Here is a 26,335-nt window from a genome sequence, read left to right as displayed (position 1 = left end):
TCAACGCACACACACCATGACCCAAGCTTTCATTTGCGACGCCATCCGCACCCCCTTCGGCCGCTACGGCGGCGCCCTCAGCAGCGTGCGCACCGACGACCTGGGTGCGATCCCGATCAAGGCGCTGATGGCGCGCAACCCGAACGTGGATTGGCAGGCCGTCACAGATGTGATTTACGGCTGCGCCAACCAGGCCGGGGAAGACAATCGCAATGTGGCGCGCATGGCCGCCTTGCTGGCGGGCCTGCCCATGGACGTGCCGGGCTCCACCATCAACCGCCTGTGCGGCTCGGGCCTGGATGCCTTGGGCAGCGCCGCACGTGCCATCAAGTCGGGCGAGGCCACCCTGATGATCGCCGGCGGTGTCGAGAGCATGAGCCGCGCGCCCTTTGTGATGCCCAAGGCCGAGAGCGCCTTCAGCCGCGCAAACGCGGTGTATGACACCACCATCGGCTGGCGTTTCATCAACAAGCTGATGAAAGAAAAATACGGCGTTGATGCCATGCCCGAGACGGCCGAGAACGTCGCTACCGACTACAAGATCAGCCGCGAAGACCAGGACAAAATGGCGCTGGCCAGCCAGCTCAAAGCCGTGGCCGCACAAAAGGCCGGCTACTTCGACGCTGAGATCACGCCGGTGACGATTGCCCAGAAAAAGGGCGACCCCATCGTGGTGAGCAAAGACGAACACCCGCGTGAAACCTCGCTCGAAGCGCTGGCCAGGCTCAAGGGCGTGGTGCGGCCCGACGGCACAGTGACCGCCGGCAACGCCAGCGGCGTGAATGACGGCGCTTGCGCGTTGCTGCTGGCCGACGAAGCCACTGCCGCAAAGAACGGCCTTACACCCAAGGCGCGCGTGGTCGGCATGGCCACTGCCGGTGTGGCGCCGCGCATCATGGGCATCGGCCCTGCCCCGGCCACACAAAAAGTGCTGGCGCTCACCGGTCTCACGATGGCGCAGATGGACGTGATCGAACTCAACGAAGCCTTTGCAGCTCAAGGTCTGGCTGTGCTGCGCATGTTGGGTGTGCGGGACGACGATCCGCGCGTCAACCCCAACGGCGGCGCCATCGCGCTGGGTCACCCGCTGGGCGCCTCGGGCGCGCGCCTGGCCACCACGGCCGTCAACCAGTTGCACAAGGGCGGCGGCCGTTATGCGCTGGCCACCATGTGCATCGGAGTAGGGCAGGGCATCGCGGTGATTCTGGAGCGTGTCTAGCCCAGACCGTGACTGGGCATCCCCTCGCGCACGGGGGCGTCTGAGGCGATCGCCATTGCATGGACGGCCTGTGGTGAAATACATCCTCGGTTCCGGTCTGCTATTGTTTTAATAGCTGCTTGCGCCCGTCCCTTCTGGGTAACTGATGTTTTTCGCTTGAATCCATGGATTTCCCGCTGATCACCGACCCCTTTTTCTATGCGGTGGCGATTCCTGCCGTGCTGATGCTGGGCATCAGCAAAAGTGGTTTTGGGGCCGGCTTCGGTTCTCTTGCGGTTCCCGTCATGGCGCTGGCCGTCACGGTGCCCCAGGCCGCCGCCATCCTGATGCCTGTCCTGCTGCTGATGGACTTGCTGGGGCTGGCGGCTTTTCGCCGGGACTTCGATGTGAAGTTTCTGAAATTCCTGATCCCTTTTGGTTTGGTGGGAACCGTGGTGGGGGCGCTGTTGTTCAAGGTGCTGGACGCCAGGGTCGTGGCTGGGGTGGTGGGAATATTCACCTTGTTGTTTTTGGCGCAGCGACTGTTGTTCCCGCCCCGGCCCGACAGCCCGCCACCACCCAAGTGGCTGGGCGCCATTCTGACGGTGACCTCGGGCTTCACGAGCTTTGTGTCTCACGCAGGCGGGCCGCCCCTGAGCGCCTATGTGATTCCCATGCGCCTGAGCCCCGTGAAGTTCACGGCCACCATGGCCGCCTTCTTTTTTGTCATCAACCTTTCCAAGTGGATTCCGTATGCCTGGCTGGGTCTGCTGGACCTGCGCAACATGGCGACTTCGCTGGTTTTGCTGCCGCTGGCGCCACTGGGCGTGTGGATAGGCGTGCGCATGGCCCGGAGCATCAGCCCGGTGCTTTTCTACCGTCTGCTGTATGTCGGCATGCTGCTGACCGGGTGCAAGCTGCTTTGGGATGCTTTCCGTTAAAAACGCATGAAGCAGGTAGCGCAGGTTTTGATACCGCCCTGCAATTGCTTTACCGGTATTTCCCTTTCCCGTCTACTGCGGCCTGTGAAACCCGGCGCATCCGCTGGGTTGTTGCGGAGAGCCCGGGAATTTCACCGGCCTCTTCACTGCAAATTTCTGTGAGAATCGCTGGCATGAGAACAAGAAGCGCGCACCGCGGCTAACGCCCCTCATGACCACAGTCGTTTTTGCGGATCTTGTGGGCAGCACCAGCATGTTCGAACGGCTGGGCGATGAAACGGCATCGCACTTCGTGACCCAGCTCATCGGCGTGCTGAGCCAGGTCTTCCAGCAACACCAGGGGCGGGTGGTCAAGTTGCTGGGTGACGGCCTCTTTGTGGTGTTTCCCAACGAAGGTGACGCGCTGTCGGCCTGCATCAGCATCCAGAAACGGCTTCAGGAAAAACCGATCAAGCCGGGCGGCAGCGGCACCCCGGTACAGATGCAGATGGGTATCGAGTCGGGTGAAGTGGTTGAAATCGACGGCGACTGTTTCGGTGACACCGTCAATTCCGCCGCCCGGCTCGCAGACCTTGCGGGTGCCGCCCAGATCCTCACGACCGAAAACGTCTGGACTGCCCTGTTGCCCGCCCAGAGGGCATCCCTGCGCAGCATGGGCCCCATGTACCTGCGCGGCAGGGCTGAAGCCAGCCATGTCTACCGGGTCGAATGGCAGGCTGGCCGCGACGAGGATGCCACGATGGCCGGGCGTTCGATGTTCTCTTCACCCAGCCAGGCCTTCCTCGAACTCAGCTTTGCGGAGCAAACCGTCAGGCTGGATTCGAAAAGCAGCAAGCTGGCGCTGGGCCGGGCCGCCGATGCGGCGCTGACCTTGAACGACCCCCGTGTTTCGCGCATGCATGCCACCCTCGAATGGCGCGGCGGGCATTTTGTATTGACAGACGCTTCCAGCTACGGCACCTGGGTGTACCTGGGCAACCAGAGTGAGGCGGTGGTGCTGCGGCGCACCGAGTGCTACCTGGTTGGCAGCGGCCAGATCGTGCCGGGCTGCGAGCGTACCGACGAAAATGCCCCGCTTGTCACGTTTTCCATCAGGACCTGATCCGCGGAAGAGGGCGGATTCCGGACATTTTTCGCTGCATGATGCAGGCTAGAATCGTTTTTTGTTTCAAGACGTAGGCGTCCCCCACAGGCCCGCAGCACGGTTTCCGCCAGTTACGTCCATTTCCATTCCCTCATGAGTCTCAAGAAACTTGGCCGTTACGATCTCATCCGCGTCCTCGGCAAGGGGGCGATGGGGCTGGTGTATGAGGGGCGGGATCCCAACCTTGACCGCCGGGTGGCGATCAAGACCATCAAGGTCGAAAATCTGTCGGAAGAAGCCGCCGCAGAGTACGAAGTGCGTTTTCGCACCGAGGCCCGGTCTGCGGCGCGCCTGCAGCATCCGCATATTGTCAGCGTCTATGACTCCGACCGTGACGGCGACATTGCCTTCCTGGTCATGGAATTCGTCGACGGCGACGACCTCAAGCACCACCTGGACAAGGGCAACCTCTACACCCTGGAGCAGACCCTGGGCATCATGGGTGACCTGCTTTCGGCGCTGGATTACGCGCACAGGCAAAGCATCGTCCACCGCGACATCAAACCGGCCAACCTGCTGATCGAGACGAGCGGGCGTGTCAAGCTCACCGACTTTGGTGTGGCACGCATCCAGGATTCCGGCGAAGCCACCCGTACGCAGGGTTCCATGGTCGGAACGCTGAAATACATGTCGCCCGAGCAGGTGCAGGGCCGGCCGATTGACGCCCGCGCAGACCTGTTTGCCGCTGGCATCGTGCTGTATCAACTGCTCACCGGGAAGCGGCCGTTTGACGGTGACACCGACTTCGCCACCATCCAGCAGATCGTCGGGCATACCCCGGTCATGCCGGGTGCGTTCAATGCCCGATTGCCCGCTGCGCTGGATGCCGTGGTGGCCAAGGCCCTGGCCAAATCGCGCGACCAGCGTTATGCCAGCGCGCAGGAGTTCCTTGCTGCGCTGCAGGCCGCGGCACGCGAGGCGCCCGATATCTCGGTGGTTCCGACCGCCGTGCCGCCCGGGCCCGGCAGCAGTTCAACCTGGACTTCCACCATGCTGTCCGGCGAAGCGCTGGTTGACCAGCCGTCAGGCACCAGCGCCAACATCTCGGTCGTGACGCAGGAGCTCGAGCTCGTCTACTGGAAAGACATCAAGGAGTCCATGGATGTGGAAGACATCCAGGGCTTTCTGGCCAAGTTCCCGTCGGGTATCTATGCCGACCTGGCGCGCCGCCGCCTCAAAAAACTCGGCGTGCCTGGCGCAGACGACTCGGACATCGGCCGGCGCCTGGGTACCGGAACGCTGATTGTTCCGCGTCCCGATACACAACCAGCCCCTCCAGCGCCGGCCAGCGTATCCGCCTCCGGGACCGACACCGATATGGCCTGGAAGGCCCTTGAAGAGGCGGCAGCCAAGGCGCCTTTGCCGCCTCATGTGCCGGTGAAGCCCGCCGCCGATGACCCGGATGCCACGCGCCTGGGGACACCGGTGGTCGCTGCGGCGGCTCAGCCGGACCAGGAAGAGCATGATGCATCCACCGACTGGCCGGAGACCGTGTTCAGCGAGGCACCCGTGAGCCCGGCAGCACCTGAGCCTGCCAGCGGGCGGCCAACGCAAGGTGCAGCCGCAATTCCCGCCATGGGCCCAGCCGCGAATACCAACGACGCCGCACGGCCGCCGATAAAGTCAAAATCGGCACGGCGGCGCAGTCCCCTGGCGTCGCCCGGGGTCGCAACGACACCCGCAAAGGCAGCTTCACCTGCACCCTACCGCTACCTGGTGTGGGGTCTGGCGGGCCTGGTGGCGCTGGCCGTGATTGGCCTTGGATGGAAATCCCTTTCCGGTCGCGCTGCCCCTGCCGCCCCGTCTGCCATACCGGCCAATAAAGCGGCCAATATAGCGGCCAAGGCAGCGCCCGGCGCGGCGGTGGCCACGCCGGCAGCGTCCACTTCGCCCGTAGTGTCCGCGGCGCCTGCTGCAGCTGCACCCGCAGTGCAAGCTGCGCAGGCCCAGCCTGCGGCTTCGGCTGCCTCTTCTTCTGTGGCGCGGGCACCCCTGTCTGCGGCCTCCAGGGCGGCGCTTGCGGCTGCGGTCGCCACCCGAAAAGCTGCACTGGAAAAAGAGCGGCAGGCCAAGCAGGCTCAGCCCAAATCCGCCGCTACCCCTTCCCCTTCGGCGACCGACCACGCTGCCACGCCGGCGCCGCAGGCCGCGGCCGGCAATCCGCGGCAGGCCTGTGAAGGGCGCATCCTCCTCGGTTTCCAGATCTGCATGTCTGAGCAGTGTGCCAAGCCGGGCTTCGCCCAGCATCCGGCCTGTGTGGAACGGCGGGCCATGGAGCAGCGGCGGCGTGACGCCGAGCAGCAGTCGAACCGGTAATTGCCGTTCAATATCCCTGGACAGGCGGGTGCTATAAAATCAATAGCTGCTCGCGCCCGCTACTAAAGGCCTGGAGCTGTTTTTATTCGGATTCCTGGGCATGCCAGGCAGCAGGCCGGCGCTGCGCCTGTTGCTGGCGTTCCTGGGCCAGCTGCTCTTCCAGTTGTAAACGCCCCTGGGTGGCCACGGCGATGACCTTGGTACGGTCCTTGCGGTGCGGGTACATGCGTTCAAACAGCTCGAGGTTGTGCCGGCGAAAGCGCATCGCCGCCTGGCGCGCTTCGTGCGGCGGCTGGCCCAGCAGTTCCAGCACCGTGCGCGCGCTGCGCAGGCTGGACTCGAACACCTCACGTTCCACCTGCATCACGCCGCGGTCACGCAGCGCGTTCCAGTGCGTCACGTCACGCGCGCGGGCGACGATCTGCATCTGCGGAAAATGCTCGCGCGCCAGGTCGACGATCTTGAGCGATTGCTCCATGTCGTCGACCGACAGCACCAGGATTTTGGCTGTGGCCGCGCCGGCCGTGCGCAACAGGTCCAGCCGCGTCGCATCGCCGTAAAACACCCGGTAGCCGAAAGCCCGCACGGTTTCGACCATTTCCGCGTCGTGGTCCAGCACGGTGGCCGGAATGCCCTGGGCCAGCAGCATGCGGCCGATGATCTGGCCGTAGCGGCCGAAACCGGCAATGATGATCGGCGCCTCCTGCTGCTCGGAGATTTCTTCGAGTTGCGGCGTGTCGCAGCCGGCCCAGCGCGGCAGCAACAACTTGTCGACGGCCACCAGCAGCAGCGGGCTCAGCAGCATGGACAGTGCCACCGCGCCTATCAGCAGTGAGGCGATCTCAGCGGAAAACACATGCGCCCCGGCTGCTGCCTGGAACACGACGAAGGCGAACTCGCCGCCCTGCGCCAGCAGTACCGCGAACACCGGGCGTTCCTGGAAAGGCAGCTTCATGAGGCGCGCCAGGCCGTAAATCACCACCAGTTTCAAACCGAGGAAGCCCACCAGGATGGCGGCCATCAGCCCGGGCGATTTCCAGAGCACGCCAAAGTCGATGCTCATGCCGACGGCAATGAAGAAGAGGCCCAGCAGCAGGCCCTTGAAAGGCTCGATATCGGTTTCGAGTTCGCGGCGGTATTCACTTTCCGCCAGCAGCACACCCGCCAGAAAAGCGCCCAGGGCCATCGACAGGCCGACGAACTGCATCAGCGCCGCAATGCCCACCACCAGCAGCAGCGAGGCTGCGGTAAAAATTTCAGGTGTACCGCTGTTGGCGATCCAGCGCAGCAGGGGCCGCAGCAGCAGGCGGCCGCCCAGGATGATGCCGACGATGGCCGCTACGATTTTGATAGCTTCCAGCGCACGACTGGTATGCGCTACAGCCTCATTTTCTCCACCGATTGCGCCCAGCAGGGGCAACAGCGCGAGAATCGGGATGGCCGCCACGTCCTGGAACAGCAGGATGGAAAACCCGGCCTGGCCGCTCGATGTCGGCATCAGGTGGCGCTCGCCGATGGCCTGCAGCGCGATGGCGGTGGACGACAGCGCCAGCCCGAGGCCGGCCACCAGCGCTATTTGCCAGCTCACGCCAAATGCCATCGCGACGCCTGTGAGCAGGGCGGCGCACCCCAGCACCTGGGCACTGCCCCAGCCGAAGATGGGCCGGCGCAGATTCCACAGGCGTTTGGGCTCCAGCTCCAGCCCCACCAGGAACAGCATCAACACCACGCCAAACTCGGCGAAGTGGAGGATGTCCTGCACATTGGTAACCAGGCCCAGGCCCCAGGGGCCTATGGCGATGCCGGCGGCCAGGTAGCCGATGATGGAACCGAGGCCGAGTTTTTTGGCCAGCGGCACGGCAATGACGGCGGCGGCCAGGTAAATAAAGCTGTTGGTCAGCCAGGCGGGTGCATGCTCCATAGTTATCGAGCCCCCACGCTTTTCACTTCGTGTGCCTTCGGCGTTACGCTGCCCCTTTCACTTTCAATAGGGGCTGCCTGGCCTTGGGGCGGCCCGACGGCCAGCCGCGCAGCGTGTCCGTTCGGCAAGTCGGCCGCAGCTTCTGGCGCAGGCCGATCCTTCATCGGAACCACGCAGGCGGCACATTGCTCCAGGTCTTCCAGTTCAGGCCAGTCGGGGTAGCTTTGCAGGCGCTGGCGGAAGGTTGCGATGTGATCGGTAACGGTTTGCCTGTCAACGCTGTGGGCGCCGTGCAACACCAGAGGCGGCAAAAACCGCATGCCGCACAGCACGGCGCTTTGCTCGTACGGCGGCAGGAAGGCATCAAAAAAGTAGCGGTTGTAGCCTTGTGGGTGATAGGACGTTTCGGGGCCGCCTGTGGTGGCAACCAGCCACAGGTCTTTACCCTGCAGTGCCCGGCCTTTTGCGCCTTCCTCCTCACCTTCGCCGTAGGCCCAGCCGTAGGTGAGCACGTCGTCCAGCCAGAGCTTTTGCAGCGCGGGCATCGAGTACCAATGCATGGGGTGGAGCAGCACCACCAGTTGCGCGCTTTCCAGGGCGGCCTGCTCTTTGGGCACGTCGATGGCGTAGTCGGGATAGCTCGAGTACAGGTCTTGCACCTGGACACGGGGCAGGGCCTTCGCGGCCTCCATCAGCGGGCGGTTGACCCGTGATTCGCGCCAGGCGGGATGGGCTGCAATGACATAAATATCAGGATTTGCCGTGTTGCCCGCCGATTTATCAGTGGTTGTGAGAACTGTGTCCATGCCGTTACCATAGCGGAAAAGCAAGACCAAGAGTTCCCAGGAACGACAAGTTCCAAACCGAGGAGATTCGCATGCCCGTGGTTGTGATCGCCAATCCGAAGGGGGGCGTCGGCAAAACGACGCTGGCCACCAACGTTGCCGGATACTTTGCCAGCCAGGGCCATGCGGTCATGCTGGGAGACGCCGACCGGCAGCAGTCTTCACGGTTGTGGCTGGGGCTGCGGCCGCCCGCCGCCCGGCCGATTGCCACCTGGGATGTGAATGCAGACCTGATCGTCAAACCCCCCAAGGGCACGACGCATGTGGTGCTCGACACGCCCGGCGGGTTGCATGGCTCGCGCTTTAACGATGTCTTGAAGCTGGCCGACAAGGTCATCGTGCCGCTGCAGCCCAGCGTCTTCGACATCTTTGCCACGCGCACCTTCCTGGACCAACTGGCGGAACACAAGCACGCCGGCAAGATGCAGGTGGGCATTGTCGGCATGCGCGTGGATTCACGCACGATTGCCGCCGACAAGCTGCGCAGCTTCGTCGAAGGGCTGGGTTTGCCGGTGCTGGGTTACCTGCGCGACACGCAGAACTACATTCACCTGGCCGCTCGGGGGCTGACGGTGTTTGACGTGGCACCCAGCCGTGTTGAAAAAGACATGGAACAGTGGCAGGGCATCTGCCGGTGGCTTGACCGTTGAACCTCTGAGCATCGCGCCGGTTTGTCGCTGAGCCGACATGCCGTGCCCCTATGTGTCGCTACAGTGGCGGCATGAAAACCTTTGAAACCCTGGCCGACCTGGCCGCCTGCACCGGCCAGGAAGTCGCCGTCAGCGACTGGATCACCATCACGCAGCAACAGGTCAACCTGTTTGCCGAAGCGACGGGCGACCACCAGTGGATTCATGTGGACCCTGAAAAGGCGGCGGCCGGCCCGTTCGGCGGGCCGATTGCCCATGGGTTCCTGACCTTGTCACTGCTGCCGCGGTTTTTCGAGTCGTCGTTTGAGATTGCCGGCTCGCGCATGGGCGTGAATTACGGGCTCAACAAGGTGCGATTTACCGCGCCGGTGCCCGTCGGCAGCCGTCTGCGGGCACGCATGAAACTGCTGGCGGCCGAGGCGATTGACAACGCCGGCATGCAAATGACCTGGGAAGTGACTGTGGAGCGCGAAGGTTCGCCCAAGCCGGTATGCGTGGCGGAATCGCTGGTGCGGCGATACCCCTGAATGTGCCGCTGGCGCTAGATGCGCGTCAGCTGACTGGCCGGCAGCCAGCCCTCAAAAACACCGATCAGGCCGTTGATGCGTTCGGCCGCTTCCGTCTGGGAATGCGCATGTGCGATGCATTGGTGCAGGTCGCTGCGCAGCAGCCACAGGTCGGAAGGGGTTTTGGCCAGGCTGATCTTGTAGATCACCCGTGAGGTGCGCGGATCTTCGCAATCCTGCAAAAGGGTGCGCAGGCTTTCCTGGATCTGCTCGACCGAGAGCCGGTTGGCTGTTTTGGCGGTGCTGGAAAGACGGGACGTGCTGTTGCCGAAAATACGCTGGATGACCATATTCACTGTGTTTTTCCTTCCAGTCTTGTGGACTGGGCGGTGGGAAGGGATAACGCAGGAAGGGCCGGGTAGTGGCAATCCGCACGTTCGGGCCTGCAGCGAGAACTTTAGGCTTGAAGGATTGAAGTTTAGGGTTTTTACCTAGATCCTGGCAAGGGGGCGCCAGTTCAAAGGTTGGCAAAAGCGGACTTATGTCTCATCCGCGCATGCCGGGCGACCCTGAAAACCCGTTTTGCCGCCAGGCCTCAAACACGGTAACGGCCACGGTATTGGAGAGGTTCAGGCTGCGCTGGCCCGGTAGCATGGGCACTTTGAGGCGCTGCGGTGGCGCAAAGGATTCGCGTAACTCTGGCGCCAGGCCGCGGGTTTCGGCGCCGAAAACCAGCCAGTCGCCGGGCAGGAAGCGCGCGTCGTAGACGCTGGCGGAGCCGTGTGTGGTCATGGCAAAGAGTCGGGCTGAGGGTGGTTGCTCACTTTCAAGGAAGGCATGCCAGCTGGCATGCCGCAGCACCTGGGCGTACTCGTGGTAATCGAGCCCCGCCCGGCGCATGTGTTTGTCGTCCATCGAAAACCCCAGCGGTTCCACCAGGTGCAGGCGGCAGCCCGTATTGGCCGCCAGGCGGATGACATTGCCGGTGTTGGGGGGGATCTCAGGCTCGACCAGAACAATATTGAACATGGCTGGATTGTCGTGCGGCGGGCACAGGTGCGTTGGTAAGGGGCTGTTCCCGCCATGTTGCCCCCGCTCGTAGTTATCTTCCAGTGATCGAGAGTTTGATCGGGGGGTTTTGCCAGCAGGGGCCGCGGGACTGGCTTTGCCAGACCGCAGGCGCAGCGGCCCCCTCGGGGGGCAGGCAGCTACACGCAGTGAGCGACCGTGGGGGCTATTGAGTCCGCGCAAGGACAACGGCGCCAACATGTGCGGCGCCCGCATCCCGCAAGGACTGTGCGGCCGTATACAGCGAGGCGCCGCTGGTCATCACGTCGTCAACCAGCACCACGCGCCGTCCCTGCAGTTCCCCCGTGCGCAGCGGATCCACCTGGAAAGCCCCTTTGACGTTGGCCAGCCGGTCCTTGCGTTTGAGCTGGCTTTGCGGGCGCGTGTGCTTCACCCGCAGCAGCAGGCTGGCATCGGTTTGGCCCTCTGTGCGTGTTTGCCGGGCCAGTGCCACACACAACTCCCAGGCCTGGTTGAAACCGCGCACCTGCAGGCGCTCCGCCGACAGCGGCACCGGAACGATCCAGTCGCCGGGGGTCAGTTCTGCCATGAGCCCGGCTACGCCCGGCGACCGGGCCAGCAGCTTGGCAAAAAAAGCGGCCCAGCCGTGCTGCTCGCCGAATTTGTAGCCCGCAATCAGGGCTGACCAAGGGTAGGCATAGTGCACCGCGGCAAAGGCGCCGTCCAGCGGTGGCGGGTGGCTGACACAGGCGCCGCAGGGCTGCGGCCCAACCCGAAGGCCCATGGAAAGGTCACCGGGCAAGGCGAGAGCGCAGCGTGGGCAGCGCGGGACGGCCAAGGCAAACCGGGCCACGCAGGCGCCGCACACCTGGCGCGCCGGCCAGCTGCGGCACACAGCGCACTGGCTGGCCAAGCCGGGGAAGGCGCCAAAGCGGCCGGTCGGCCGGGACAGGAATGTGGCGGGAGCAAGCAGGCGTGTGAACACCGTGTCAATATACTCGCGTACCTTCCCCGCTTGCCTCGGCGGGCCCCGCGCTTCCTTTGCCCTTTTTGCTCCCTTTCATGACCCCTACACAGCGCCCACCCACGCTCGACCCGATCGCCGTCAGCCGCTGGGACCGCACCGCTCCACTGGCCTCGCCGTGGCTTCATGAAGAAGTGGCGCGGCGCATGATGGACCGGTTGCAATGGATCAAGCTGCAGCCGCGTGCGTGGGTGCACTGGGGAGCATTGCGTGGAGGGATCCAGGCGCAGGAAAAACTGGCCGGGGCATACCCAAAATCAAGGTGTTTTGTGGTTGAAAGCAGCTCTGGACGTGCGCAAGAAGCTATCAAAAATATAGCAAAACCGTGGTGGAATCCGCGCCGTTGGCTGGCGGCCCCCATACGCTTTGAGGCGCCACCGGCAGGAACTGCCGACATGCTCTGGGCCAACATGGCGCTGCACGAATCGGCCGATCCGCAGGCCCTGCTGGCGCGCTGGCACCAGGCGCTGAAGGTGGACGGTTTTCTGATGTTTTCCTGCCTGGGCCCGGATACCGCGAAGGAGTTGCGCGAGGTATATGCGCAGCTGGGCTGGCCGCCGGCCGGGCATGAACTGACCGACATGCATGACTGGGGCGACATGCTGGTGCAGACGGGGTTTGCGGAGCCGGTGATGGACATGGAGCGCATCACGCTCACCTATGCGACCCCCGCGAGGCTGCTGGAAGACATCAGGGAGCTGGGCCGCAATTTTCACCCGGCGCGGTTTCCTGCCCTGCGGAGCCGGGCCTGGAAGGCGCAGCTTGAAAGCGCGCTGTCCCGCCATCTCGTCAGGGGCGAAGACGGGCGGTTGTCCCTCACCTTTGAAATCATTTATGGCCACGCGCTCAAGGCGCCGCCGCGGATCAAGGTCAGTCCGCTCAGCGCGGTGTCGGTCGCCGATATGCGCAGCATGCTGCAGGGCCAGCGCTCCGGCGGCTAGGTGCCCGGCAGGTGTTGCGCAGCCGCGCCCAATCCCCGGTGTGGATGGGTTTTCAGAAGGGGCGGCAAGGTAAACCCGGCTACAATTCAAAGCTGAATTTTTGGGTATGTTCCCAAGCCTCATGCGGTCAATGCCCAGCGTTAACCGCAGTTTTTTTGAGGGTTGCCACATGCTGCAGCCAACACCAGCGTTTCGTTTTGCCACCTTGCCCGCACAGGGCGCCCACAGCCACGATGCTGTGCTGTGGCTTCTCAAGCGTCACTGTTCACTCACACCGGCCCAATTGGGCTGGCTGTATGTGTCTTTGTGCGGTGTTTCACTGGGTATTGCCGGATTTTTCTGGCTGAAGGGCGCCACCATGGTGATGCCTTTTGCCTGGATCGAGCTGATAGCGGTGGGGGCTGCTTTTGTGGCGTATGCCAGGCATGCGGGCGACGGTGAAAAAATCGTCCTTCAGGGCGAGCGGCTGGTGGTGGAGCTGGAAACGGCAGGGCGCACGGAGCGGGCTGAATTCAACCGCGAATGGGTCCGGATCGAGCCCAAGGATGGGGATGGGTCGCTGATTGAGGTGTCCGGGCAGGGGCGGTCTGTCCAGGTCGGGCGGCATGTACGGCCAGAGCTGCGGCCCGCGCTGGCCCGCGAGATTCGCATGGCGTTGCGGAGTGTTTGACAGTTCCTGAAAGACTTGTGTCAGTTCAGGTGCGGCAGGAGGGCTTGCCGCTAACTTTATAATCAGCCGGTTAATTTGGTCGGTAATTGAAGCAGAAAAAGTGATCACGATGAACGTAAGCAACACCATGAGCAAAATGACACGGCTTGGCATGCAGCATGCAGGCGCAATTCTGGCATCTGCGGTCGCCTGGGTCAGCACCGCCGCTTACGCCGTCAACGACCTGAAGGGCGGCCCGGCCGTCAATCAGCTGAACCTGCATCCGGCTGCCACCAAAATCGCCGCCGAGCAGCAATGGCTGCACTGGTTCATGATGGCCATCTGCCTCGTGATTTTTGTGGCTGTTTTCGGGGTGATGTTTTATTCCATCCTCAAGCACCGCAAGTCGGTCGGCCACAAATCGGCCAATTTCCACGAATCTACTGCTGTTGAAATTGCCTGGACCATCGTCCCCTTCATCATCGTGATCGCCATGGCCCTTCCGGCCACCAAGGTGCTGGTCGCCCAGAAGGACACCACCGCCGCCGACCTCACCATCAAGGCCACCGGCATCCAGTGGAAATGGGGCTACGACTACATCAAGGGCGAAGGCGAAGGCATCGGCTTTGTCTCCACACTCGACAACACGCACCGCGAAATGTCCGACAACGGCGGCCCCAAGGCCGGCGAAGCTCCCGACAACTACCTGCTCAAGGTCGACAACCCGCTGGTTGTTCCCGTCAACAAGAAAATCCGCATCATCACCACCGCCAGCGACGTGATCCACGCCTTCGCGGTGCCGGCCTTCGGCATCAAGCAGGATGCGATCCCCGGTTTTGTGCGTGACACCTGGTTCCGTGCCGAGCAAGTCGGCGACTTCTACGGCCAATGCCAGGAACTCTGCGGCAAGGAACACGCCTACATGCCCATCCATGTGAGGGTTGTGTCTGCAGCCGATTACAGTGCATGGGTCGCGATCAAGGCCAAGGAAGCCGCAGCCAAGGCGGATGATCCTTCCAAAGTCTGGACGCTGGTTGACCTGAAGGCGCGCGGTGAAAAAGTGTACGCTGCCAATTGCGCCGCCTGCCACCAGGCCAACGGCAAGGGCGCTGGCCCGATCAAGCCGCTGGACGGCTCGCCGATTGTTCTCGACGCAGACCACAAGAAGCAGATCCAGACCGTGCTCAATGGGGCCGCCGGTGGCGCCATGCCTTCCTGGAAGGCGCTGAGCGACACCGACCTCGCCGCCGTGATCAGCTACTCCAAGAACAACTGGTCCAACCAGACCGGCCAGATCGTCCAGCCTGCTGAAATCCAGGCGGCTCGCAAGTAAGCCTCAGGCGTTACCCGCAGATTCCATCATTTCGCCGGCGTGACCTTGCCGGCCGCAAAAGACAAGCTACAGGCACAAGCCACCAAAGGAAGCCAAGATGAGTGCAGTTCTAGACCATCACGATCACGCACATGATGACCACGATCACCATGCCCCGACGGGCTGGCGTCGCTGGGTGTTTGCGACCAACCACAAGGATATTGGCACGCTGTACCTGTTGTTCAGCTTCTTCATGCTGATGTTCGGTGGCGTGCTGGCCCTGCTGATCCGCGCGGAGCTGTTCCAGCCCGGCCTGCAACTGGTCAACCCCGAACTGTTCAACCAGCTCACCACCATGCACGGCCTGATCATGGTGTTCGGCGCCATCATGCCGGCCTTCGTGGGTTTCGCCAACTGGATGATCCCGCTGCAGATCGGCGCGGCTGACATGGCTTTTGCCCGTATGAACAACTTCAGCTTCTGGCTGTTGATCCCGGCGGGCATCATGCTGGTGGGGTCGTTCTTCATGCCTGGTGGCGCACCCGCCGCGGGCTGGACGCTCTACGCGCCGCTCACGTTGCAAATGGGCCCGTCCATGGACGCCGGTATTTTTGCGATGCACATCCTGGGTGCTTCGTCCATCATGGGTTCGATCAATATCATCGTCACCATCCTCAACATGCGCGCTCCCGGCATGACGCTGATGAAGATGCCGATGTTCTGCTGGACCTGGCTGATCACCGCCTACCTGCTGATCGCCGTGATGCCGGTGCTCGCAGGCGCCATCACCATGACGCTGACTGACCGCCACTTCGGCACCAGCTTCTTCAACCCCGCCGGCGGTGGCGACCCGGTGATGTACCAGCACATCTTCTGGTTCTTCGGCCACCCCGAGGTTTACATCATGATCTTGCCGGCCTTCGGCATCATCAGCCAGATCATCCCGGCTTTCTCGCGCAAGCGCCTGTTTGGCTACGCCTCCATGGTGTACGCCACTGGCTCCATCGCCATCCTGAGCTTCGTTGTGTGGGCGCACCACATGTTCACCACCGGCATGCCAGTCACGGGCCAGCTGTTCTTCATGTACTCCACCATGCTGATCGCCGTGCCCACGGGCGTGAAGGTGTTCAACTGGATCGCCACGATGTGGCGCGGCTCCATGACCTTTGAAACCCCCATGCTATTTGCAGTGGGCTTCATCTTCGTGTTCACCATCGGCGGTCTGACGGGTGTGATCCTTTCGGTCGCACCGATCGACACGCAATTGCAGGACACTTACTACGTGGTGGCTCACTTCCACTACGTGCTGGTGGCTGGTTCGCTCTACGCCCTGTTTGCCGGCTACTACTACTGGTCGCCCAAATGGACCGGCGTCATGTACAACGAAACCCGCGGCAAGATCCACTTCTGGTGGTCGCTGATTTCCTTCAACGTGACCTTCTTCCCGATGCACTTCCTGGGCCTGGCCGGCATGCCGCGCCGCTATGCCGACTACCCCATGCAGTTCGCGGATTTCAATGCCGTGGCCAGCGTGGGCGCGTTCTTCTTCGGATTTGCCCAGCTGTACTTCTTCCTGTTCATTGTGGTTCCCACGATGCGCGGCAAGGGCGCACCTGCCAGGCAGAATCCCTGGGTGGACGAAGGCGGCAAGGGCGCCGAAGGTCTCGAGTGGGAAGTCCCATCGCCTGCACCTTTCCACACCTATGAAACACCGCCCAAGCTGGATGCCTCGGCAACCCGCGTGATCGGCTGATTGAACTCAACGGTAATCGCCATGACGACACCCGAACAAAAGAAGAGCAACCTGAAGCTGGCGCTGATCCTGGCTTCGGTCGCGCTGGTCTTTTTTGCCGGCTTCATGGCCAAGATGATTTTCCTGAGCCATTGAGCAGCCAGGTCGACCTCAGTCTCAAACCAGTACCGATGTGATGCGGCTCAAGCGCGAAAACTTCAACATGATGGGCAAGCTGGCCGTGATCGTGCTCGGCATGTTCGGCTTCGGTTATGCGCTGGTGCCCATCTACAAGGCGATTTGCGAGATGACCGGCATCAACGTGCTGGCCCTGTCCGACCGCCAGATCCCTGGTGCGACGCCCAATTTGCCGGCCAATACGCAGGTAGACCGCACGCGCACCATCACGGTTGAGTTTGATGCGAACACGCGCGGCCCCTGGCATTTCAAGCCCGCGCAGAACACGCTGCAGGTTCACCCGGGCGAGCTGACCACTGTGATGTACGAATTCCAGAATGTGCAGGACCGAACCATGTCCGCCCAGGCCATCCCCAGCTACGCTCCCGCGCAGGCCGGTGCGCATTTCAACAAGCTTGAGTGCTTCTGCTTCAGCCAGTACACCCTGGCGCCCGGTGAGAAAAAGCAGTGGCCCGTGGCCTTCGTGATCGACCCGAAACTGTCGAAAGACGTGAGCACGATCACGCTGTCCTACACCTTCTTTGAAGTGGGCGGCAAGACGCCGGCTGCGCCCGTCACGCCCAAGGCAACGACTGCCGCCGTACCACCTGAAAAACAGGCAGGCGCATGAGCATGGCCGCAACCCCCCGCAAACCCTCTTTTTGGCGCACGGTCAAGGCTGTGGCCTGGTCCTTTGTAGGCCTGCGTGCACGCGGCGACTACGAAGAAGACGTGAGGAATTTGAGCCCTCTCCACATCATTGTGGTCGGGCTGATTGCCGTGGTCGTGTTTGTCGCAGTCCTGGTGCTGCTGGCGAAGTGGATGGTCGCGCGCTAAAGCGCGGCATCCTCACAATGCCCCACGGTACAAGTTAAAAGATTATTTGGAAATTCGAGAGAAAAACAGGAGTCGAGCGATGTCATCAGCAACCCACGGGTCAACCCCCCACTACTTCGTCCCCAGCCCATCGAGCCATCCGGTGATGGCATCTATCGGCCTGTTTTTTGTCATCTTGGGCGCCGGCCAGTGGATCAATGGCGCCGACTGGGGCAAATGGTCGTTGGCCTTCGGTATGGTGTGGTGGTTGGTCACGTTGTTCCGCTGGTTCAGCCAGTCCATCGCCGAAAGCGAAGGCGGCATGTACGGCCGCAAGATCGACATGTCCTTCCGCTGGAGCATGAGCTGGTTTATTTTCTCGGAAGTGATGTTCTTCGGTGCCTTCTTCACCGCGCTGTGGTGGGCCCGCTCGCACTCCTTGCCCGCACTGGGTAGCCTGGAAAACGCGTTGCTCTGGCCTGATTTCAAGGCGGCATGGCCGTCTATCGTGCCCGGCGCCACGACATCGCCCGCCGACATCGTCGAAGCATTCACGGCCATGAAGCCGCTGGCAATTGGCGGCGGCATCTGGGCTAGCATCATGGGCTCCCTGCCAACGGTCAATACGGCACTGCTGCTGAGCTCCGGTGTCACCATCACCATCGCCCACCACGCGCTGATTGAAGGCAAGCGTGCCCGCACCATCGCCTTCATGTGGGCGACGGTTGCGCTCGGCGTGGTCTTCCTGTTCGTGCAGGGCTATGAGTACTTTCATGCGTACCACGAGATGAACCTGAAGCTGTCTTCGGGCGTCTACGGCTCGACCTTCTTCCTGCTCACGGGCTTTCATGGCTTTCACGTGTTTGTCGGCATGCTGATGCTGCTGTTCATCACGCTGCGCCTGCACAAAGGCCATTTCACCCCTGAAAAGCATTTCGGCTTTGAAGGCGCTGCCTGGTACTGGCACTTTGTGGATGTGGTGTGGCTGGGCCTCTACATCCTGGTGTACTGGTTGTAAGGGAACCAACAGCGGCTCAGGCCGCTCAACCAAAGGCCGCTTGATGCGGCCTTTGTTCTTTATTCCGCCACTCAGAGTGGCTGTTATTTACCAGCAGGGATGCCGGTGGGCTGGATATAACCAAGCTTCCACGCAATCAGAATGCAAACAAACAGCAACACAGAAAACCCGATACGGAACGCCAGTGCGCGCGCCATGTTGCTGTTTTTGCGTTTGCTGCTTTCGGCGCCTTCACTGCCCTTGCCGCCCCTGAGCATGAAAAACAGTGCGGAGGCCAGGCTGGCAAAAATGGCGATAAACGCCAGTGCGATCAGGTAAGTCATGAACAGGATTATCGGCTCATGACAAGTGCTTTGCACTCCCCTCGCTTCTGGATTCTCACGGTGGCCGCACTGGTGGTGGCCGGCACAACCTTTTCGCTGGGCCAATGGCAGCTGCGCCGCGCCGCGCAAAAGGAAGCATTGCAGGCAGCTGTCGATTCCAAAGGTGGGCTTCCCGCGCTGGATGTGCGTTCGCTGCTTGCCAGCCAGCGCCTCGCTGATGACATTCACCGGCCAGCCATCCTCAAGGGAAGCTGGCGCGCCGAGCACACGGTGTATCTCGACAACAGGCCCATGAGCGGCAAGACGGGTTTTTTGGTGGTGACGCCGCTGGTGCTGGAGGGCAGCCCGCAGGCCATCCTGGTGCAGCGTGGCTGGGTACCGCGCAACTTTGCCGACCGTACACGCCTTCCGGAGGTCACCACCCCGCCAGGCATCGTGACAGTTGAGGGCCGTATGGCCCCGCCGCCTTCCAGGCTCTATGAGTTCCAGGGTGCCGAGGGTGGGCGCATACGGCAAAATCTCGACTTGCCTGCTTTCCGGGCGCAAACCGGCCTGCCGCTGCTGGATGTCTCACTGCTGCAGACCGGTGCGCCCAGCGAAGGCCTGCTGCGTGAGTGGGCCGCGCCCAACCTGGGCGTGGACAAGCACTACGGTTATGCCTTCCAGTGGTTCGGCCTTTGCGGTCTGGTGGTTCTTTTGTATGGCTGGTTTCAGCTGGTCCTTCCTTTTCGTACCCACATGCGCGGCAAACGCCGCGATCAATTGCCGTGACAAACGATACGCCTGCTACCCCTCATACCCCTGATACTCCTCCCGTCCACGCTGCTGCAGCCGGACTGCAAGACCAGCCCCTGGGTCTGACCGTGCATGCCATGCCTGTGCTGGATCAGTCCAGTACGCGCGCGCCCAGCACCGTGGCAGGCCGCTGGAAAATGCTGGCCGTGCTGTTGGTGTGCGCGGCGCCGGTCATCGCGTCTTACGTCACCTACTACCTGATCCGGCCCGAAGGCCGCCGCAACTTTGGTGAGTTGATTGACCCGCAGCGACCCTTGCCGCCGCTGGCCACTCGCTCGCTGGACGGCCGCGCCGGCACGCTGACGGCACTGAAGGACCAGTGGCTGCTCATCAGTGTGGCCGGCGGCGCCTGCGGTGCGCGGTGCGAGCAGAACCTGTATTTCCAGCGCCAGCTGCGCGAGTCCCTCGGCAAGGAAAAAGAGCGCCTGGACCGCGTCTGGCTGGTGGTGGACGAAGCGCCGGTGCGTGATGCCTTGCTCCCCGCGCTGGCTTCGTCGGCGGTGCTGCGTGTGGCGCCAGCTGAACTCGCGAAGTGGCTGGAGCCCGCTGCGGGCCAGCGGCTGGAGGATCATCTCTATCTGGTCGACCCCATCGGCAACTGGATGATGCGTTTCCCGGCCGACATGGACGTCGCCGCCGCCGCCAAGGCCAAGCGCGATCTGGAGCGCCTGCTGCGTGCCTCGAGCAGCTGGGACAAAGAAGGCCGGTGAATATGGCCCCCACGCTTTTCACTTCGTGTAATGCGCTGCCCCCCGAGGGGGTCGCCCGCCTGTGGCCCGGCAAAGCCGGTTCCACGGCTCATGCTGGCCTGAAATCCCGGTGCGCATAGCAGTGAGTGGTTGGCTTTAAACATGACTCCACAAAACCTCTACGACCTGAGCCCCGCCCTGCGCCTGATGATCATGGGGCTGGTGGTGGCGCTGGGGCCTCTGGCCTGGGTTTGGGTGCACAACAAGAATGCGCCGGTGGCGCAGCGTTTGCGGGTGCTGACGCTGGTGACACTGTTCCTCACGTTTGATCTGGTGATCTTCGGCGCGTTCACGCGGCTCACTGACTCCGGTCTGGGATGCCCCGACTGGCCTGGTTGTTACGGCAGCGCGAGTCCGGTTGGCGCGCAGATGCACATCGAAGCTGCGCGGACTGCGATGCCGACCGGCCCAGTCACGCATTCCAAGGCCTGGATCGAGATGATCCACCGCTATCTGGCGACCGGCGTTGGCGTGCTTATTCTTACGCTCGCGGTGACAAGCTGGCTGGAGCGCAAGCGCACACCTGTCTCATTTTGGTGGCCTGCTGTCACACTGATCTGGGTGTGCCTGCAGGGCGCGTTCGGCGCGCTCACCGTGACCATGAAGTTGTTTCCGGCCATCGTCACGCTGCACTTGCTGGGGGGCTTGGTGTTGTTGGCCTTGTTGCGTGCGCAGGCTGTGCGGTATGCGCAGGTGCACGGCGCCAACGCTACGACGCTTTCTGCCGGCTTGCGCCTTGCCGTGATCGCTGCCTTCGCCTTGTTCTGGGTGCAAATTGCCCTGGGTGGCTGGGTCAGCACCAACTATGCCGTGCTGGCCTGCACAGATTTTCCGGGTTGCCAAGGTTCACTCTGGCCGGCCATGGACTTTCGCCAGGGCTTCACGCTGTGGCGCGAACTCGGTGCGGGCCATGACGGCGCCAATATCAGCTTTGAGGCGCTCACCGCCATTCACTATGTGCACCGCCTGGTGGCCTATCTCGTGTTTGCCGTATTCCTCGTCCTCGCCTTTTGCCTGCACCGCATGTCCGCGTATCGCTTGTCCGCGCGATGGTTGGCCGGGCTCATCCTGCTGCAGGCTGTCACGGGCATCAGCAACGCCGTACTGGGCTGGCCCCTGTTCGCTGCGGTCATGCATACCGGCGGTGCGGCAGCCCTCGTCATTGTGCTCAGCGGCGTGGTCTTTTCCAGCCGCAGCGGGACCTTCGCAGCACATGCGTCAAAATTGAATGCCTAGCGACTTCCCATGAACCCCAGTACTCCCTCCGCCGCTCCGGCTTCTGCCTCGCCCCGCGCCTCTTCCAGGTTCGCGCAGTTCTATGCGCTGACCAAGCCGCGCGTTGTGCAGCTCATTGTGTTTTGCGCATTGATCGGCATGGTGCTGGCCGTTCCCGGTATTCCGTCGTGGCCGGATGTCCGGCTCGCGCTGATCGCCTGCGCCGGCATCTGGCTGGTTGCAGGGGCTGCCGCCGCCTTCAACTGCCTGGTCGAGCAGCAAATCGACTCGCGCATGCGGCGCACCGCCTGGCGGCCCACCGCCAAGGGCGAGCTCAGCAATTCGCTCACGCTGTCTTTTTCGGCCGCATTGTGCGCGCTTGGTTCGTGGATTCTTTATGCATGGGTGAACCCGCTCACCATGTGGCTGACTTTTGCCACCTTCATCGGCTACGCGGTGGTCTACACCGTCATCCTCAAACCGATGACGCCGCAGAACATCGTGATTGGCGGTGCTTCAGGCGCCATGCCGCCGGTGCTGGGCTGGGCTGCCATGACGGGGTCGGTCGGCCCGGAGGCGCTGATTCTTTTTCTCATTATTTTTCTCTGGACACCGCCGCACTTTTGGGCGCTGGCACTCTACCGCGTGGAAGACTACCGCAAGTCCGGCCTGCCCATGCTGCCCGTTACCCACGGCAATGAGTTCACTCGGCTGCAGGTGTTTCTCTACACGCTGGTGTTGTTCCCCGCCTGCCTGATGCCCTTCATTTTCAAGATGAGCGGCTGGCCCTACCTCGTTGTCGCTGTCGCGCTCAGCATCGGCTTCAGCTGGTATGGCTTTCGCCTGTGGCGCAACTACTCCGACGCGCTGGCACGCAAGACATTCCGGTTTTCACTGATTCATCTCTCGGTGCTGTTCGCAGCGCTGCTGCTTGACCACTATCTTTAGGCTCCCACCATGAAGTCCCACCGCACGCCGCAGGCTGCCTCACCCGTTCGACGATCTGCTATTAAAACAATAGCTGCTTGCGCACTTGCAGTGGGCGCTGCAGGCATTTTTACTGCATGCGCACCGGACAAACCGCAGTTCAAGAGCATTGACCTCACCGGCGCCGACTACGCGCAGGGCTTCACGCTGGCCGACCACAATGGCCAAGCGCGCACGCTGAAAGACTTTGCCGGCAAGGTGGTCGTGGTGTTCTTCGGCTTCACGCAATGCCCCGACGTTTGCCCGACCTCCATGGCCGAGTTGGCGCAGGTCAAGAAGCTGCTGGGCGCTGATGGCGACAAGCTGCAGGCAATCTTCATCACGGTCGACCCGGAGCGCGATACGCCCGAACTGCTCAAGGCCTACATGGGCAATTTCGACCCGACCTTTGTGGCGCTGCGGCCCACACTGGACCAGCTGCCCCAGGTCGCCAAGGACTTCAAGGTGTATTACAAAAAGGTCGATGGCAAGACACCCGGCAGCTACACCATGGACCATTCCGCCGGCAGCTATATCTTCGACGGCCAGGGGCGCATCCGCCTGTACAACCGCTACGGTAGCGGCGCTGAGGCGCTGGCGTCCGACATTCGCCTGCTGCTCAAATCCTGAGTCGATCCGTCCCGCAGCGTTGCGACCGGAAAAGAAAGAAGCCCGCACATTGCTGTGCGGGCTTTCTTTTAAAACGCGTACCTGCAGGTATTAAGCGTAGGCGGCCAGCACCTTCTTCATTTTCTTCATGGCTGCCACTTCGATCTGGCGAATCCGTTCGGCGCTTACCTTGTACTCGTCGGCCAGGTCGTGCAGCGTCATGCCGCCTGACCCGTCGTCGTTCACCTTGAGCCAGCGCTCTTCTACAATGCGGCGCGACCGTGGGTCGAGATCTTCCAGCGCTGCGGTGATGCCGTCTGAAGCCAGGTTGTCACGCTGGCGCGACTCCATCAGTGCCGTCGGTTCCTGGGTCGCGTCGGCCAGGTAGGCGATCGGGCCAAAGGCGTCTTCGCCGTCGTCGCTCGGGCTTGGGTCCAGCAGCACGTCGCCGCCCGACATACGCTGCTCCATCTCGATGACTTCCTCACGCTTGACGTTCAGCGTCTTGGCCATCGAATCGATCTGGCCTTCGGTCAGCGTGTCGCGGTGTGTCGCCACGTCGGCGTCGTCCTTGAAACCCTGCTTCATCGAGCGCAGGTTGAAAAACAGCTTGCGCTGGGCCTTGGTCGTCGCGACCTTGACCATGCGCCAGTTTTTCAGGATGTACTCATGGATCTCGGCCTTGATCCAGTGCATGGCATAGCTCACCAGGCGCACGTTCTGGTCCGGGTCGAAGCGTTTGACTGCCTTCATCAGGCCGATGTTGCCTTCCTGGATCAGGTCGCCGTGCGGCAGCCCATAACCCAGGTATTTGCGCGAAATCGAGACCACCAGGCGCAAGTGAGAGAGCACTAACTTACCGGCAGCGTCGAGATCGTTGTTTTCCTTGAGATTTTTGGCAAATTCCTGCTCCTGCTCCAGGGTGAGCATGGGGAGACGGTTTACGGCGGAAATATAAGCGTCCAGGTTGCCCAGCGGGGGCACCAGCGACCAGGGGTTGACGGCTGTGGACGCGCCCGATTTCGGCACGACAGCGGTCAGGGAAGCGGGGGAAAGAGCATAAGACACAGCAAGACTCCTTTCGTCTGGTGCTAAATATTAGCACTCTGTTGGAGAGAGTGCTAAGCAATAGGTTCAATGACTCGGATAGCGCAAGGCTAATAAGTGAAAACCCTTGGTATGAGCCGCATTGTGGGCCATTGGTTCAGGGGGATTGGTTTCTGCCTTGTAAATGCGCGGTATCGATTTGTATGGATGCCGCCGTTATCCCAAAGTGGGTACGGCCGCTATCTATTTGATAGCTCCTTGCGCCCGTGTGTATTGGGCTGAAGCCATATTTGACAACGAATTCAAACGGGCTGTGCGCCAGTTTTTTTGCCAATTCCGGAGAGTAAATTTGGCCTTTTATCCAAGCTGGACGGGCGCAAGCAGCTATGAATTTAGTAGCAAATCCATGGTTTTCAGCCGCCAGCCAGCCCAAATCCGAACTCGCAGGTATTACGGCAGGCGCTTGTCGTCACGCACTTCGCGGACTTCGACGTCCACCACGTCGCCGGCACGGGGGCTGGCCGGGTTGCCTTGGGCGGCCCCACCCGGCCACATGCCTTGGGGCGAATAGCGCTGGAAGCGGCCAAACACCATCGCCGGCGCCGGCTTGCGGCCGGTGACGAGCGACTTCAGGAGGCTCAGCGCCACGACAATCAGGGCCGCGACCAGCAGGCTGACGGCAAACACCGCCGCGAAGATGCCAAACAGGAGCTTGAGGAAGAAACGCAGAATTTTGCTGATCAAGCGAGGTACCCGTGAAAAGAATTAAACCTCCAAGATGGAGGCCGCCCGGGTGTTTTCAAGCTGGATGAATCACCAGCGTATACCCAGCTTGCCAAACAGCTTGCTCAGCACAAACAGCGGCCCGACCCAGAGGTACTGGATGTCTTCAAAGAAAGAAGGCTTTTTCCCCTCGATCTTGTGGCCGATGAATTGCAGGATCCAGGCGCCCACAAAAATGCCGACACAGATCGGCAATACCAATGGTCCCATGGCGAACACCAGGCCCAGAAACAGCACCGACCAGACCGCCATGGTCATAAAGAACATCGCCGACAAGCGCGCGTAGTAGACCATGCTGGCCGCGACAAACACATACGCGACATAGGGGTGAAGCGCAAACAGCATGCCGACCAGGCTCAGCATGATGAGCGGGATGGCAATGAAATGGATCAGTTCGTTGCGCGGGTTCTGGTGGCTTTCGCCGTAGTGCACCAGCAGCTGGTCAACCTTGCGTGGCCCGGTAACGGTAACGGGAATATCCGCTATGTCGTTCATGTATGTCTCCAGTGGCGGGGATCGCCTCTGGGCGGATTTTCCGCCAGGCCACCAGAACCGGAGTGGTGTTTTACAAAGCGTAACGCAGACCGCGAGCGGCCTGCGGACTTTGTGCTTAACCGGGTGTGCTTGCCGATCAGGTCGGTGTGATTTTCGCGGTCTTGATAATCCGGCTCCAGCGGTCTATTTCGCTTTTCAGGAAGCGGCCGAACTCTTCTGAACCCTTTTGTGAGACACGAAAACCTTGCTGCTTGGCGCGCTCTTCCACGTCAGCGCTGTACATGATCTTGATGATCTCGCGCGAGTATCTGTCGACAATGTCATCCGGCGTCTTGGCCGGGAGCATGGCCCCTGTCCAGTTCTCGACAAAGAGGCCAGTCATACCGGCCTCGAAAGCAGTCGGGACATCAGGCACCCCCGGGTGCCGGCCCAGGCTGCAGATCGCGATCGCGCGCAGTTTTCCACCTTTGACGTGAGCGATCGATTCCGGATAGTTGGAAAAAATCACGTCCAGCTGGCCACCGATCAGGTCGACCATCGAGGGCGCGCCGCCGCGGTAGGGCACATGGATCATCTTCGTTTTGTTCAACTCGCAGAACAAAGCCATGGTCAGGTGTGCCGGAGTACCGTTGCCGCTCGAGCCCGCGCTCAGCTGCTTGGTTTTGGACACGGCCATCAGGTCCTTGAAGTCCTTGATGGGACTGGCGGCGGGAACCACGACCAGCATCGGCGAATTGGCCATCAGGGCGACCGGGCGCAGGTCTTTGGTGAAGCTGTAAGCCGCATTCGGATACAGGGATACGTTTGCGGCATGTGTCAACGTGATGGCCAGCAGCGTATTGCCGTCGGGCGCCGATTTGGCGACCTGCTCGGCGCCGATCTGCGCGTTCCCGCCAGCCTTGTTTTCGACAATCACGGGAGTCTTCCACGCCTCGGACAGCTTTTGGGCGACCGTGCGGGCCATCATGTCGGTCAGGCCGCCGGGCGTGAACGGGACCACATATTTGATGGTGCTGCCTGGTTTGGGAAAGGTCTGCTGGGCCAGCCCCAGACCCGGAATGCCCGTCAGGGCTGCACCTGTTGATGCCAATACGATGTCACGACGTTTCATGCCTACTCCTCTTGATTGAATAA

At 61.9% G+C, this 26,335-nt stretch carries 29 protein-coding genes; 19 read left to right on the top strand and 10 right to left on the bottom strand.

The genetic code is table 11. The features are described 5' to 3' along the window. Nucleotides 1-16 precede the first annotated feature (16 nt). The 4 genes from pcaF (at nucleotide 17) to AC1DZE_RS02605 (ending at nucleotide 5,599) form a co-directional block, all read left to right on the top strand. Complete coding sequence (gene pcaF / locus AC1DZE_RS02620) at nucleotides 17-1,219, top strand: 3-oxoadipyl-CoA thiolase (RefSeq protein ID WP_477672266.1); 1,203 nt, start codon at nucleotides 17-19, stop codon at nucleotides 1,217-1,219. 164 nt (nucleotides 1,220-1,383) lie between these two features. Continuing rightward, nucleotides 1,384-2,139 carry a sulfite exporter TauE/SafE family protein gene (locus AC1DZE_RS02615; RefSeq protein WP_477657778.1) on the top strand — a complete coding sequence of 252 codons (756 nt, stop codon included), beginning with the start codon at nucleotides 1,384-1,386 and terminating at the stop codon, nucleotides 2,137-2,139. Nucleotides 2,140-2,350: 211 nt separating this feature from the next. Then, on the top strand, nucleotides 2,351-3,241 hold the full coding sequence (locus tag AC1DZE_RS02610) for an adenylate/guanylate cyclase domain-containing protein (RefSeq protein WP_457282231.1): 891 nt from the start codon (nucleotides 2,351-2,353) through the stop codon (nucleotides 3,239-3,241). A gap of 135 nt (nucleotides 3,242-3,376) precedes the next feature. Continuing rightward, nucleotides 3,377-5,599: a serine/threonine-protein kinase gene (locus AC1DZE_RS02605; protein WP_477672268.1), complete on the top strand. Its 2,223-nt coding sequence runs from the start codon at nucleotides 3,377-3,379 to the stop codon at nucleotides 5,597-5,599. An 82-nt stretch (nucleotides 5,600-5,681) separates the two neighbouring features. On the opposite strand, the gene kefC is transcribed toward AC1DZE_RS02605, so the two are convergent. Next, nucleotides 5,682-7,520 carry a glutathione-regulated potassium-efflux system protein KefC gene (gene kefC, locus AC1DZE_RS02600; protein WP_477699748.1) on the bottom strand — a complete coding sequence of 613 codons (1,839 nt, stop codon included), beginning with the start codon at nucleotides 7,518-7,520 and terminating at the stop codon, nucleotides 5,682-5,684. Nucleotides 7,521-7,522: 2 nt separating this feature from the next. Further along, the gene (gene kefF, locus AC1DZE_RS02595; RefSeq protein WP_477674549.1) at nucleotides 7,523-8,326 is read right to left on the bottom strand and encodes a glutathione-regulated potassium-efflux system oxidoreductase KefF; all 804 of its coding nucleotides are present in this window, start codon (nucleotides 8,324-8,326) and stop codon (nucleotides 7,523-7,525) included. A gap of 71 nt (nucleotides 8,327-8,397) precedes the next feature. Here kefF and AC1DZE_RS02590 point away from each other — a divergent pair, with 71 nt between their 5' ends. Both AC1DZE_RS02590 and AC1DZE_RS02585 read left to right on the top strand, forming a co-directional pair. After that, on the top strand, nucleotides 8,398-9,015 hold the full coding sequence (locus AC1DZE_RS02590) for a nucleotide-binding protein (RefSeq protein WP_457282227.1): 618 nt from the start codon (nucleotides 8,398-8,400) through the stop codon (nucleotides 9,013-9,015). Between the two features lie 71 nt (nucleotides 9,016-9,086). Then, nucleotides 9,087-9,542: a MaoC family dehydratase gene (locus AC1DZE_RS02585; RefSeq protein ID WP_477668308.1), complete on the top strand. Its 456-nt coding sequence runs from the start codon at nucleotides 9,087-9,089 to the stop codon at nucleotides 9,540-9,542. A gap of 14 nt (nucleotides 9,543-9,556) precedes the next feature. Here the strand turns inward: AC1DZE_RS02585 and AC1DZE_RS02580 are convergent, their stop codons facing one another. The 3 genes from AC1DZE_RS02580 to AC1DZE_RS02570 form a co-directional block, all read right to left on the bottom strand. Next, complete coding sequence (locus AC1DZE_RS02580) at nucleotides 9,557-9,877, bottom strand: hypothetical protein (RefSeq protein WP_477668307.1); 321 nt, start codon at nucleotides 9,875-9,877, stop codon at nucleotides 9,557-9,559. Between the two features lie 190 nt (nucleotides 9,878-10,067). Further along, entirely contained in the window at nucleotides 10,068-10,550 is a 483-nt protein-coding gene (gene trmL, locus AC1DZE_RS02575) for a tRNA (uridine(34)/cytosine(34)/5-carboxymethylaminomethyluridine(34)-2'-O)-methyltransferase TrmL (RefSeq protein ID WP_477668306.1), read from the bottom strand. A gap of 205 nt (nucleotides 10,551-10,755) precedes the next feature. Continuing rightward, nucleotides 10,756-11,535, bottom strand: a complete 780-nt coding sequence (locus AC1DZE_RS02570; protein WP_477673230.1) for a ComF family protein — start codon at nucleotides 11,533-11,535, stop codon at nucleotides 10,756-10,758. A gap of 77 nt (nucleotides 11,536-11,612) precedes the next feature. Here AC1DZE_RS02570 and AC1DZE_RS02565 point away from each other — a divergent pair, with 77 nt between their 5' ends. From AC1DZE_RS02565 to AC1DZE_RS02530, 8 genes are all read left to right on the top strand, one after another. Then, nucleotides 11,613-12,515, top strand: coding sequence for a biotin synthase (locus tag AC1DZE_RS02565; protein ID WP_477668304.1), 903 nt, complete (start codon nucleotides 11,613-11,615; stop codon nucleotides 12,513-12,515). 169 nt (nucleotides 12,516-12,684) lie between these two features. Beyond that, a complete protein-coding gene (locus tag AC1DZE_RS02560; RefSeq protein WP_477668303.1) occupies nucleotides 12,685-13,185 on the top strand; it encodes a DUF2244 domain-containing protein in 501 nt (166 codons plus the stop codon). Between the two features lie 136 nt (nucleotides 13,186-13,321). Continuing rightward, nucleotides 13,322-14,497 carry a cytochrome c oxidase subunit II gene (gene coxB / locus AC1DZE_RS02555; RefSeq protein ID WP_477668918.1) on the top strand — a complete coding sequence of 392 codons (1,176 nt, stop codon included), beginning with the start codon at nucleotides 13,322-13,324 and terminating at the stop codon, nucleotides 14,495-14,497. 97 nt (nucleotides 14,498-14,594) lie between these two features. Next, nucleotides 14,595-16,229: a cytochrome c oxidase subunit I gene (ctaD, locus tag AC1DZE_RS02550; protein WP_477666660.1), complete on the top strand. Its 1,635-nt coding sequence runs from the start codon at nucleotides 14,595-14,597 to the stop codon at nucleotides 16,227-16,229. 21 nt (nucleotides 16,230-16,250) lie between these two features. Continuing rightward, nucleotides 16,251-16,364, top strand: coding sequence for a cytochrome oxidase small assembly protein (locus AC1DZE_RS02545; RefSeq protein WP_411883660.1), 114 nt, complete (start codon nucleotides 16,251-16,253; stop codon nucleotides 16,362-16,364). A gap of 40 nt (nucleotides 16,365-16,404) precedes the next feature. Next, nucleotides 16,405-17,016, top strand: coding sequence for a cytochrome c oxidase assembly protein (locus AC1DZE_RS02540; protein ID WP_477666770.1), 612 nt, complete (start codon nucleotides 16,405-16,407; stop codon nucleotides 17,014-17,016). Continuing rightward, complete coding sequence (locus AC1DZE_RS02535) at nucleotides 17,013-17,222, top strand: DUF2970 domain-containing protein (protein WP_477668302.1); 210 nt, start codon at nucleotides 17,013-17,015, stop codon at nucleotides 17,220-17,222. Before AC1DZE_RS02540 ends, AC1DZE_RS02535 begins: the two co-directional genes overlap by 4 nt. A 79-nt stretch (nucleotides 17,223-17,301) precedes the next feature. Then, the gene (locus tag AC1DZE_RS02530; protein WP_457282217.1) at nucleotides 17,302-18,219 is read left to right on the top strand and encodes a cytochrome c oxidase subunit 3; all 918 of its coding nucleotides are present in this window, start codon (nucleotides 17,302-17,304) and stop codon (nucleotides 18,217-18,219) included. A gap of 83 nt (nucleotides 18,220-18,302) precedes the next feature. Here AC1DZE_RS02530 and AC1DZE_RS02525 read toward each other — a convergent pair whose 3' ends face one another. Beyond that, the gene (locus tag AC1DZE_RS02525; protein WP_457282216.1) at nucleotides 18,303-18,542 is read right to left on the bottom strand and encodes a twin transmembrane helix small protein; all 240 of its coding nucleotides are present in this window, start codon (nucleotides 18,540-18,542) and stop codon (nucleotides 18,303-18,305) included. A gap of 18 nt (nucleotides 18,543-18,560) precedes the next feature. Between AC1DZE_RS02525 and AC1DZE_RS02520 the strand changes: the two genes are divergently transcribed. The 5 genes from AC1DZE_RS02520 to AC1DZE_RS02500 all read left to right on the top strand — a co-directional run bounded on the left by AC1DZE_RS02520 (nucleotide 18,561) and on the right by AC1DZE_RS02500 (nucleotide 22,897). Further along, nucleotides 18,561-19,313: an SURF1 family protein gene (locus AC1DZE_RS02520; protein WP_477668301.1), complete on the top strand. Its 753-nt coding sequence runs from the start codon at nucleotides 18,561-18,563 to the stop codon at nucleotides 19,311-19,313. Nucleotides 19,314-19,414: 101 nt separating this feature from the next. Next, nucleotides 19,415-20,047: a hypothetical protein gene (locus tag AC1DZE_RS02515; RefSeq protein WP_477668917.1), complete on the top strand. Its 633-nt coding sequence runs from the start codon at nucleotides 19,415-19,417 to the stop codon at nucleotides 20,045-20,047. Between the two features lie 141 nt (nucleotides 20,048-20,188). Beyond that, nucleotides 20,189-21,322 (top strand): COX15/CtaA family protein, encoded by a 1,134-nt coding sequence (locus tag AC1DZE_RS02510; RefSeq protein ID WP_477671941.1) that lies wholly within the window; start codon nucleotides 20,189-20,191, stop codon nucleotides 21,320-21,322. A 9-nt stretch (nucleotides 21,323-21,331) separates the two neighbouring features. Further along, nucleotides 21,332-22,249 carry a heme o synthase gene (gene cyoE, locus AC1DZE_RS02505; protein ID WP_477668299.1) on the top strand — a complete coding sequence of 306 codons (918 nt, stop codon included), beginning with the start codon at nucleotides 21,332-21,334 and terminating at the stop codon, nucleotides 22,247-22,249. 9 nt (nucleotides 22,250-22,258) lie between these two features. Further along, nucleotides 22,259-22,897 (top strand): SCO family protein, encoded by a 639-nt coding sequence (locus AC1DZE_RS02500; RefSeq protein WP_477668298.1) that lies wholly within the window; start codon nucleotides 22,259-22,261, stop codon nucleotides 22,895-22,897. 90 nt (nucleotides 22,898-22,987) lie between these two features. Here AC1DZE_RS02500 and rpoH read toward each other — a convergent pair whose 3' ends face one another. The 4 genes from rpoH to AC1DZE_RS02480 form a co-directional block, all read right to left on the bottom strand. Next, nucleotides 22,988-23,917: an RNA polymerase sigma factor RpoH gene (gene rpoH, locus AC1DZE_RS02495; protein ID WP_477668916.1), complete on the bottom strand. Its 930-nt coding sequence runs from the start codon at nucleotides 23,915-23,917 to the stop codon at nucleotides 22,988-22,990. 456 nt (nucleotides 23,918-24,373) lie between these two features. Continuing rightward, nucleotides 24,374-24,667, bottom strand: coding sequence for a hypothetical protein (locus AC1DZE_RS02490; RefSeq protein WP_457282211.1), 294 nt, complete (start codon nucleotides 24,665-24,667; stop codon nucleotides 24,374-24,376). 69 nt (nucleotides 24,668-24,736) lie between these two features. Further along, nucleotides 24,737-25,201, bottom strand: coding sequence for an Mpo1 family 2-hydroxy fatty acid dioxygenase (locus AC1DZE_RS02485; protein ID WP_477668297.1), 465 nt, complete (start codon nucleotides 25,199-25,201; stop codon nucleotides 24,737-24,739). 136 nt (nucleotides 25,202-25,337) lie between these two features. After that, nucleotides 25,338-26,312 carry a Bug family tripartite tricarboxylate transporter substrate binding protein gene (locus AC1DZE_RS02480; RefSeq protein WP_477668296.1) on the bottom strand — a complete coding sequence of 325 codons (975 nt, stop codon included), beginning with the start codon at nucleotides 26,310-26,312 and terminating at the stop codon, nucleotides 25,338-25,340. Between the last annotated feature and the right edge of the window lie 23 nt (nucleotides 26,313-26,335).

The sequence above is a fragment of the Polaromonas sp. P1_F1 genome (assembly GCF_056405795.1).
The sequence above is the reverse complement of the archived record's forward strand: the minus strand, read 5'-3'. Positions and strand labels throughout refer to the sequence as shown.

What these genes read in the sequence shown, in the direction of transcription:
- pcaF (WP_477672266.1), top strand. Translation starts at nt 17, where the DNA reads ATGACCCAAGCTTTCATTTGCGACGCCATCCGCACCCCCTTCGGCCGC.
- AC1DZE_RS02615 (WP_477657778.1), top strand. Translation starts at nt 1,384, where the DNA reads ATGGATTTCCCGCTGATCACCGACCCCTTTTTCTATGCGGTGGCGATT.
- AC1DZE_RS02610 (WP_457282231.1), top strand. Translation starts at nt 2,351, where the DNA reads ATGACCACAGTCGTTTTTGCGGATCTTGTGGGCAGCACCAGCATGTTC.
- AC1DZE_RS02605 (WP_477672268.1), top strand. Translation starts at nt 3,377, where the DNA reads ATGAGTCTCAAGAAACTTGGCCGTTACGATCTCATCCGCGTCCTCGGC.
- kefC (WP_477699748.1), bottom strand. Translation starts at nt 7,520, where the DNA reads ATGGAGCATGCACCCGCCTGGCTGACCAACAGCTTTATTTACCTGGCC.
- kefF (WP_477674549.1), bottom strand. Translation starts at nt 8,326, where the DNA reads ATGGACACAGTTCTCACAACCACTGATAAATCGGCGGGCAACACGGCA.
- AC1DZE_RS02590 (WP_457282227.1), top strand. Translation starts at nt 8,398, where the DNA reads ATGCCCGTGGTTGTGATCGCCAATCCGAAGGGGGGCGTCGGCAAAACG.
- AC1DZE_RS02585 (WP_477668308.1), top strand. Translation starts at nt 9,087, where the DNA reads ATGAAAACCTTTGAAACCCTGGCCGACCTGGCCGCCTGCACCGGCCAG.
- trmL (WP_477668306.1), bottom strand. Translation starts at nt 10,550, where the DNA reads ATGTTCAATATTGTTCTGGTCGAGCCTGAGATCCCCCCCAACACCGGC.
- AC1DZE_RS02565 (WP_477668304.1), top strand. Translation starts at nt 11,613, where the DNA reads ATGACCCCTACACAGCGCCCACCCACGCTCGACCCGATCGCCGTCAGC.
- AC1DZE_RS02560 (WP_477668303.1), top strand. Translation starts at nt 12,685, where the DNA reads ATGCTGCAGCCAACACCAGCGTTTCGTTTTGCCACCTTGCCCGCACAG.
- coxB (WP_477668918.1), top strand. Translation starts at nt 13,322, where the DNA reads ATGACACGGCTTGGCATGCAGCATGCAGGCGCAATTCTGGCATCTGCG.
- ctaD (WP_477666660.1), top strand. Translation starts at nt 14,595, where the DNA reads ATGAGTGCAGTTCTAGACCATCACGATCACGCACATGATGACCACGAT.
- AC1DZE_RS02545 (WP_411883660.1), top strand. Translation starts at nt 16,251, where the DNA reads ATGACGACACCCGAACAAAAGAAGAGCAACCTGAAGCTGGCGCTGATC.
- AC1DZE_RS02540 (WP_477666770.1), top strand. Translation starts at nt 16,405, where the DNA reads ATGCGGCTCAAGCGCGAAAACTTCAACATGATGGGCAAGCTGGCCGTG.
- AC1DZE_RS02535 (WP_477668302.1), top strand. Translation starts at nt 17,013, where the DNA reads ATGAGCATGGCCGCAACCCCCCGCAAACCCTCTTTTTGGCGCACGGTC.
- AC1DZE_RS02530 (WP_457282217.1), top strand. Translation starts at nt 17,302, where the DNA reads ATGTCATCAGCAACCCACGGGTCAACCCCCCACTACTTCGTCCCCAGC.
- AC1DZE_RS02525 (WP_457282216.1), bottom strand. Translation starts at nt 18,542, where the DNA reads ATGACTTACCTGATCGCACTGGCGTTTATCGCCATTTTTGCCAGCCTG.
- AC1DZE_RS02520 (WP_477668301.1), top strand. Translation starts at nt 18,561, where the DNA reads ATGACAAGTGCTTTGCACTCCCCTCGCTTCTGGATTCTCACGGTGGCC.
- AC1DZE_RS02515 (WP_477668917.1), top strand. Translation starts at nt 19,415, where the DNA reads ATGCCTGTGCTGGATCAGTCCAGTACGCGCGCGCCCAGCACCGTGGCA.
- AC1DZE_RS02510 (WP_477671941.1), top strand. Translation starts at nt 20,189, where the DNA reads ATGACTCCACAAAACCTCTACGACCTGAGCCCCGCCCTGCGCCTGATG.
- cyoE (WP_477668299.1), top strand. Translation starts at nt 21,332, where the DNA reads ATGAACCCCAGTACTCCCTCCGCCGCTCCGGCTTCTGCCTCGCCCCGC.
- AC1DZE_RS02500 (WP_477668298.1), top strand. Translation starts at nt 22,259, where the DNA reads ATGAAGTCCCACCGCACGCCGCAGGCTGCCTCACCCGTTCGACGATCT.
- AC1DZE_RS02485 (WP_477668297.1), bottom strand. Translation starts at nt 25,201, where the DNA reads ATGAACGACATAGCGGATATTCCCGTTACCGTTACCGGGCCACGCAAG.
- AC1DZE_RS02480 (WP_477668296.1), bottom strand. Translation starts at nt 26,312, where the DNA reads ATGAAACGTCGTGACATCGTATTGGCATCAACAGGTGCAGCCCTGACG.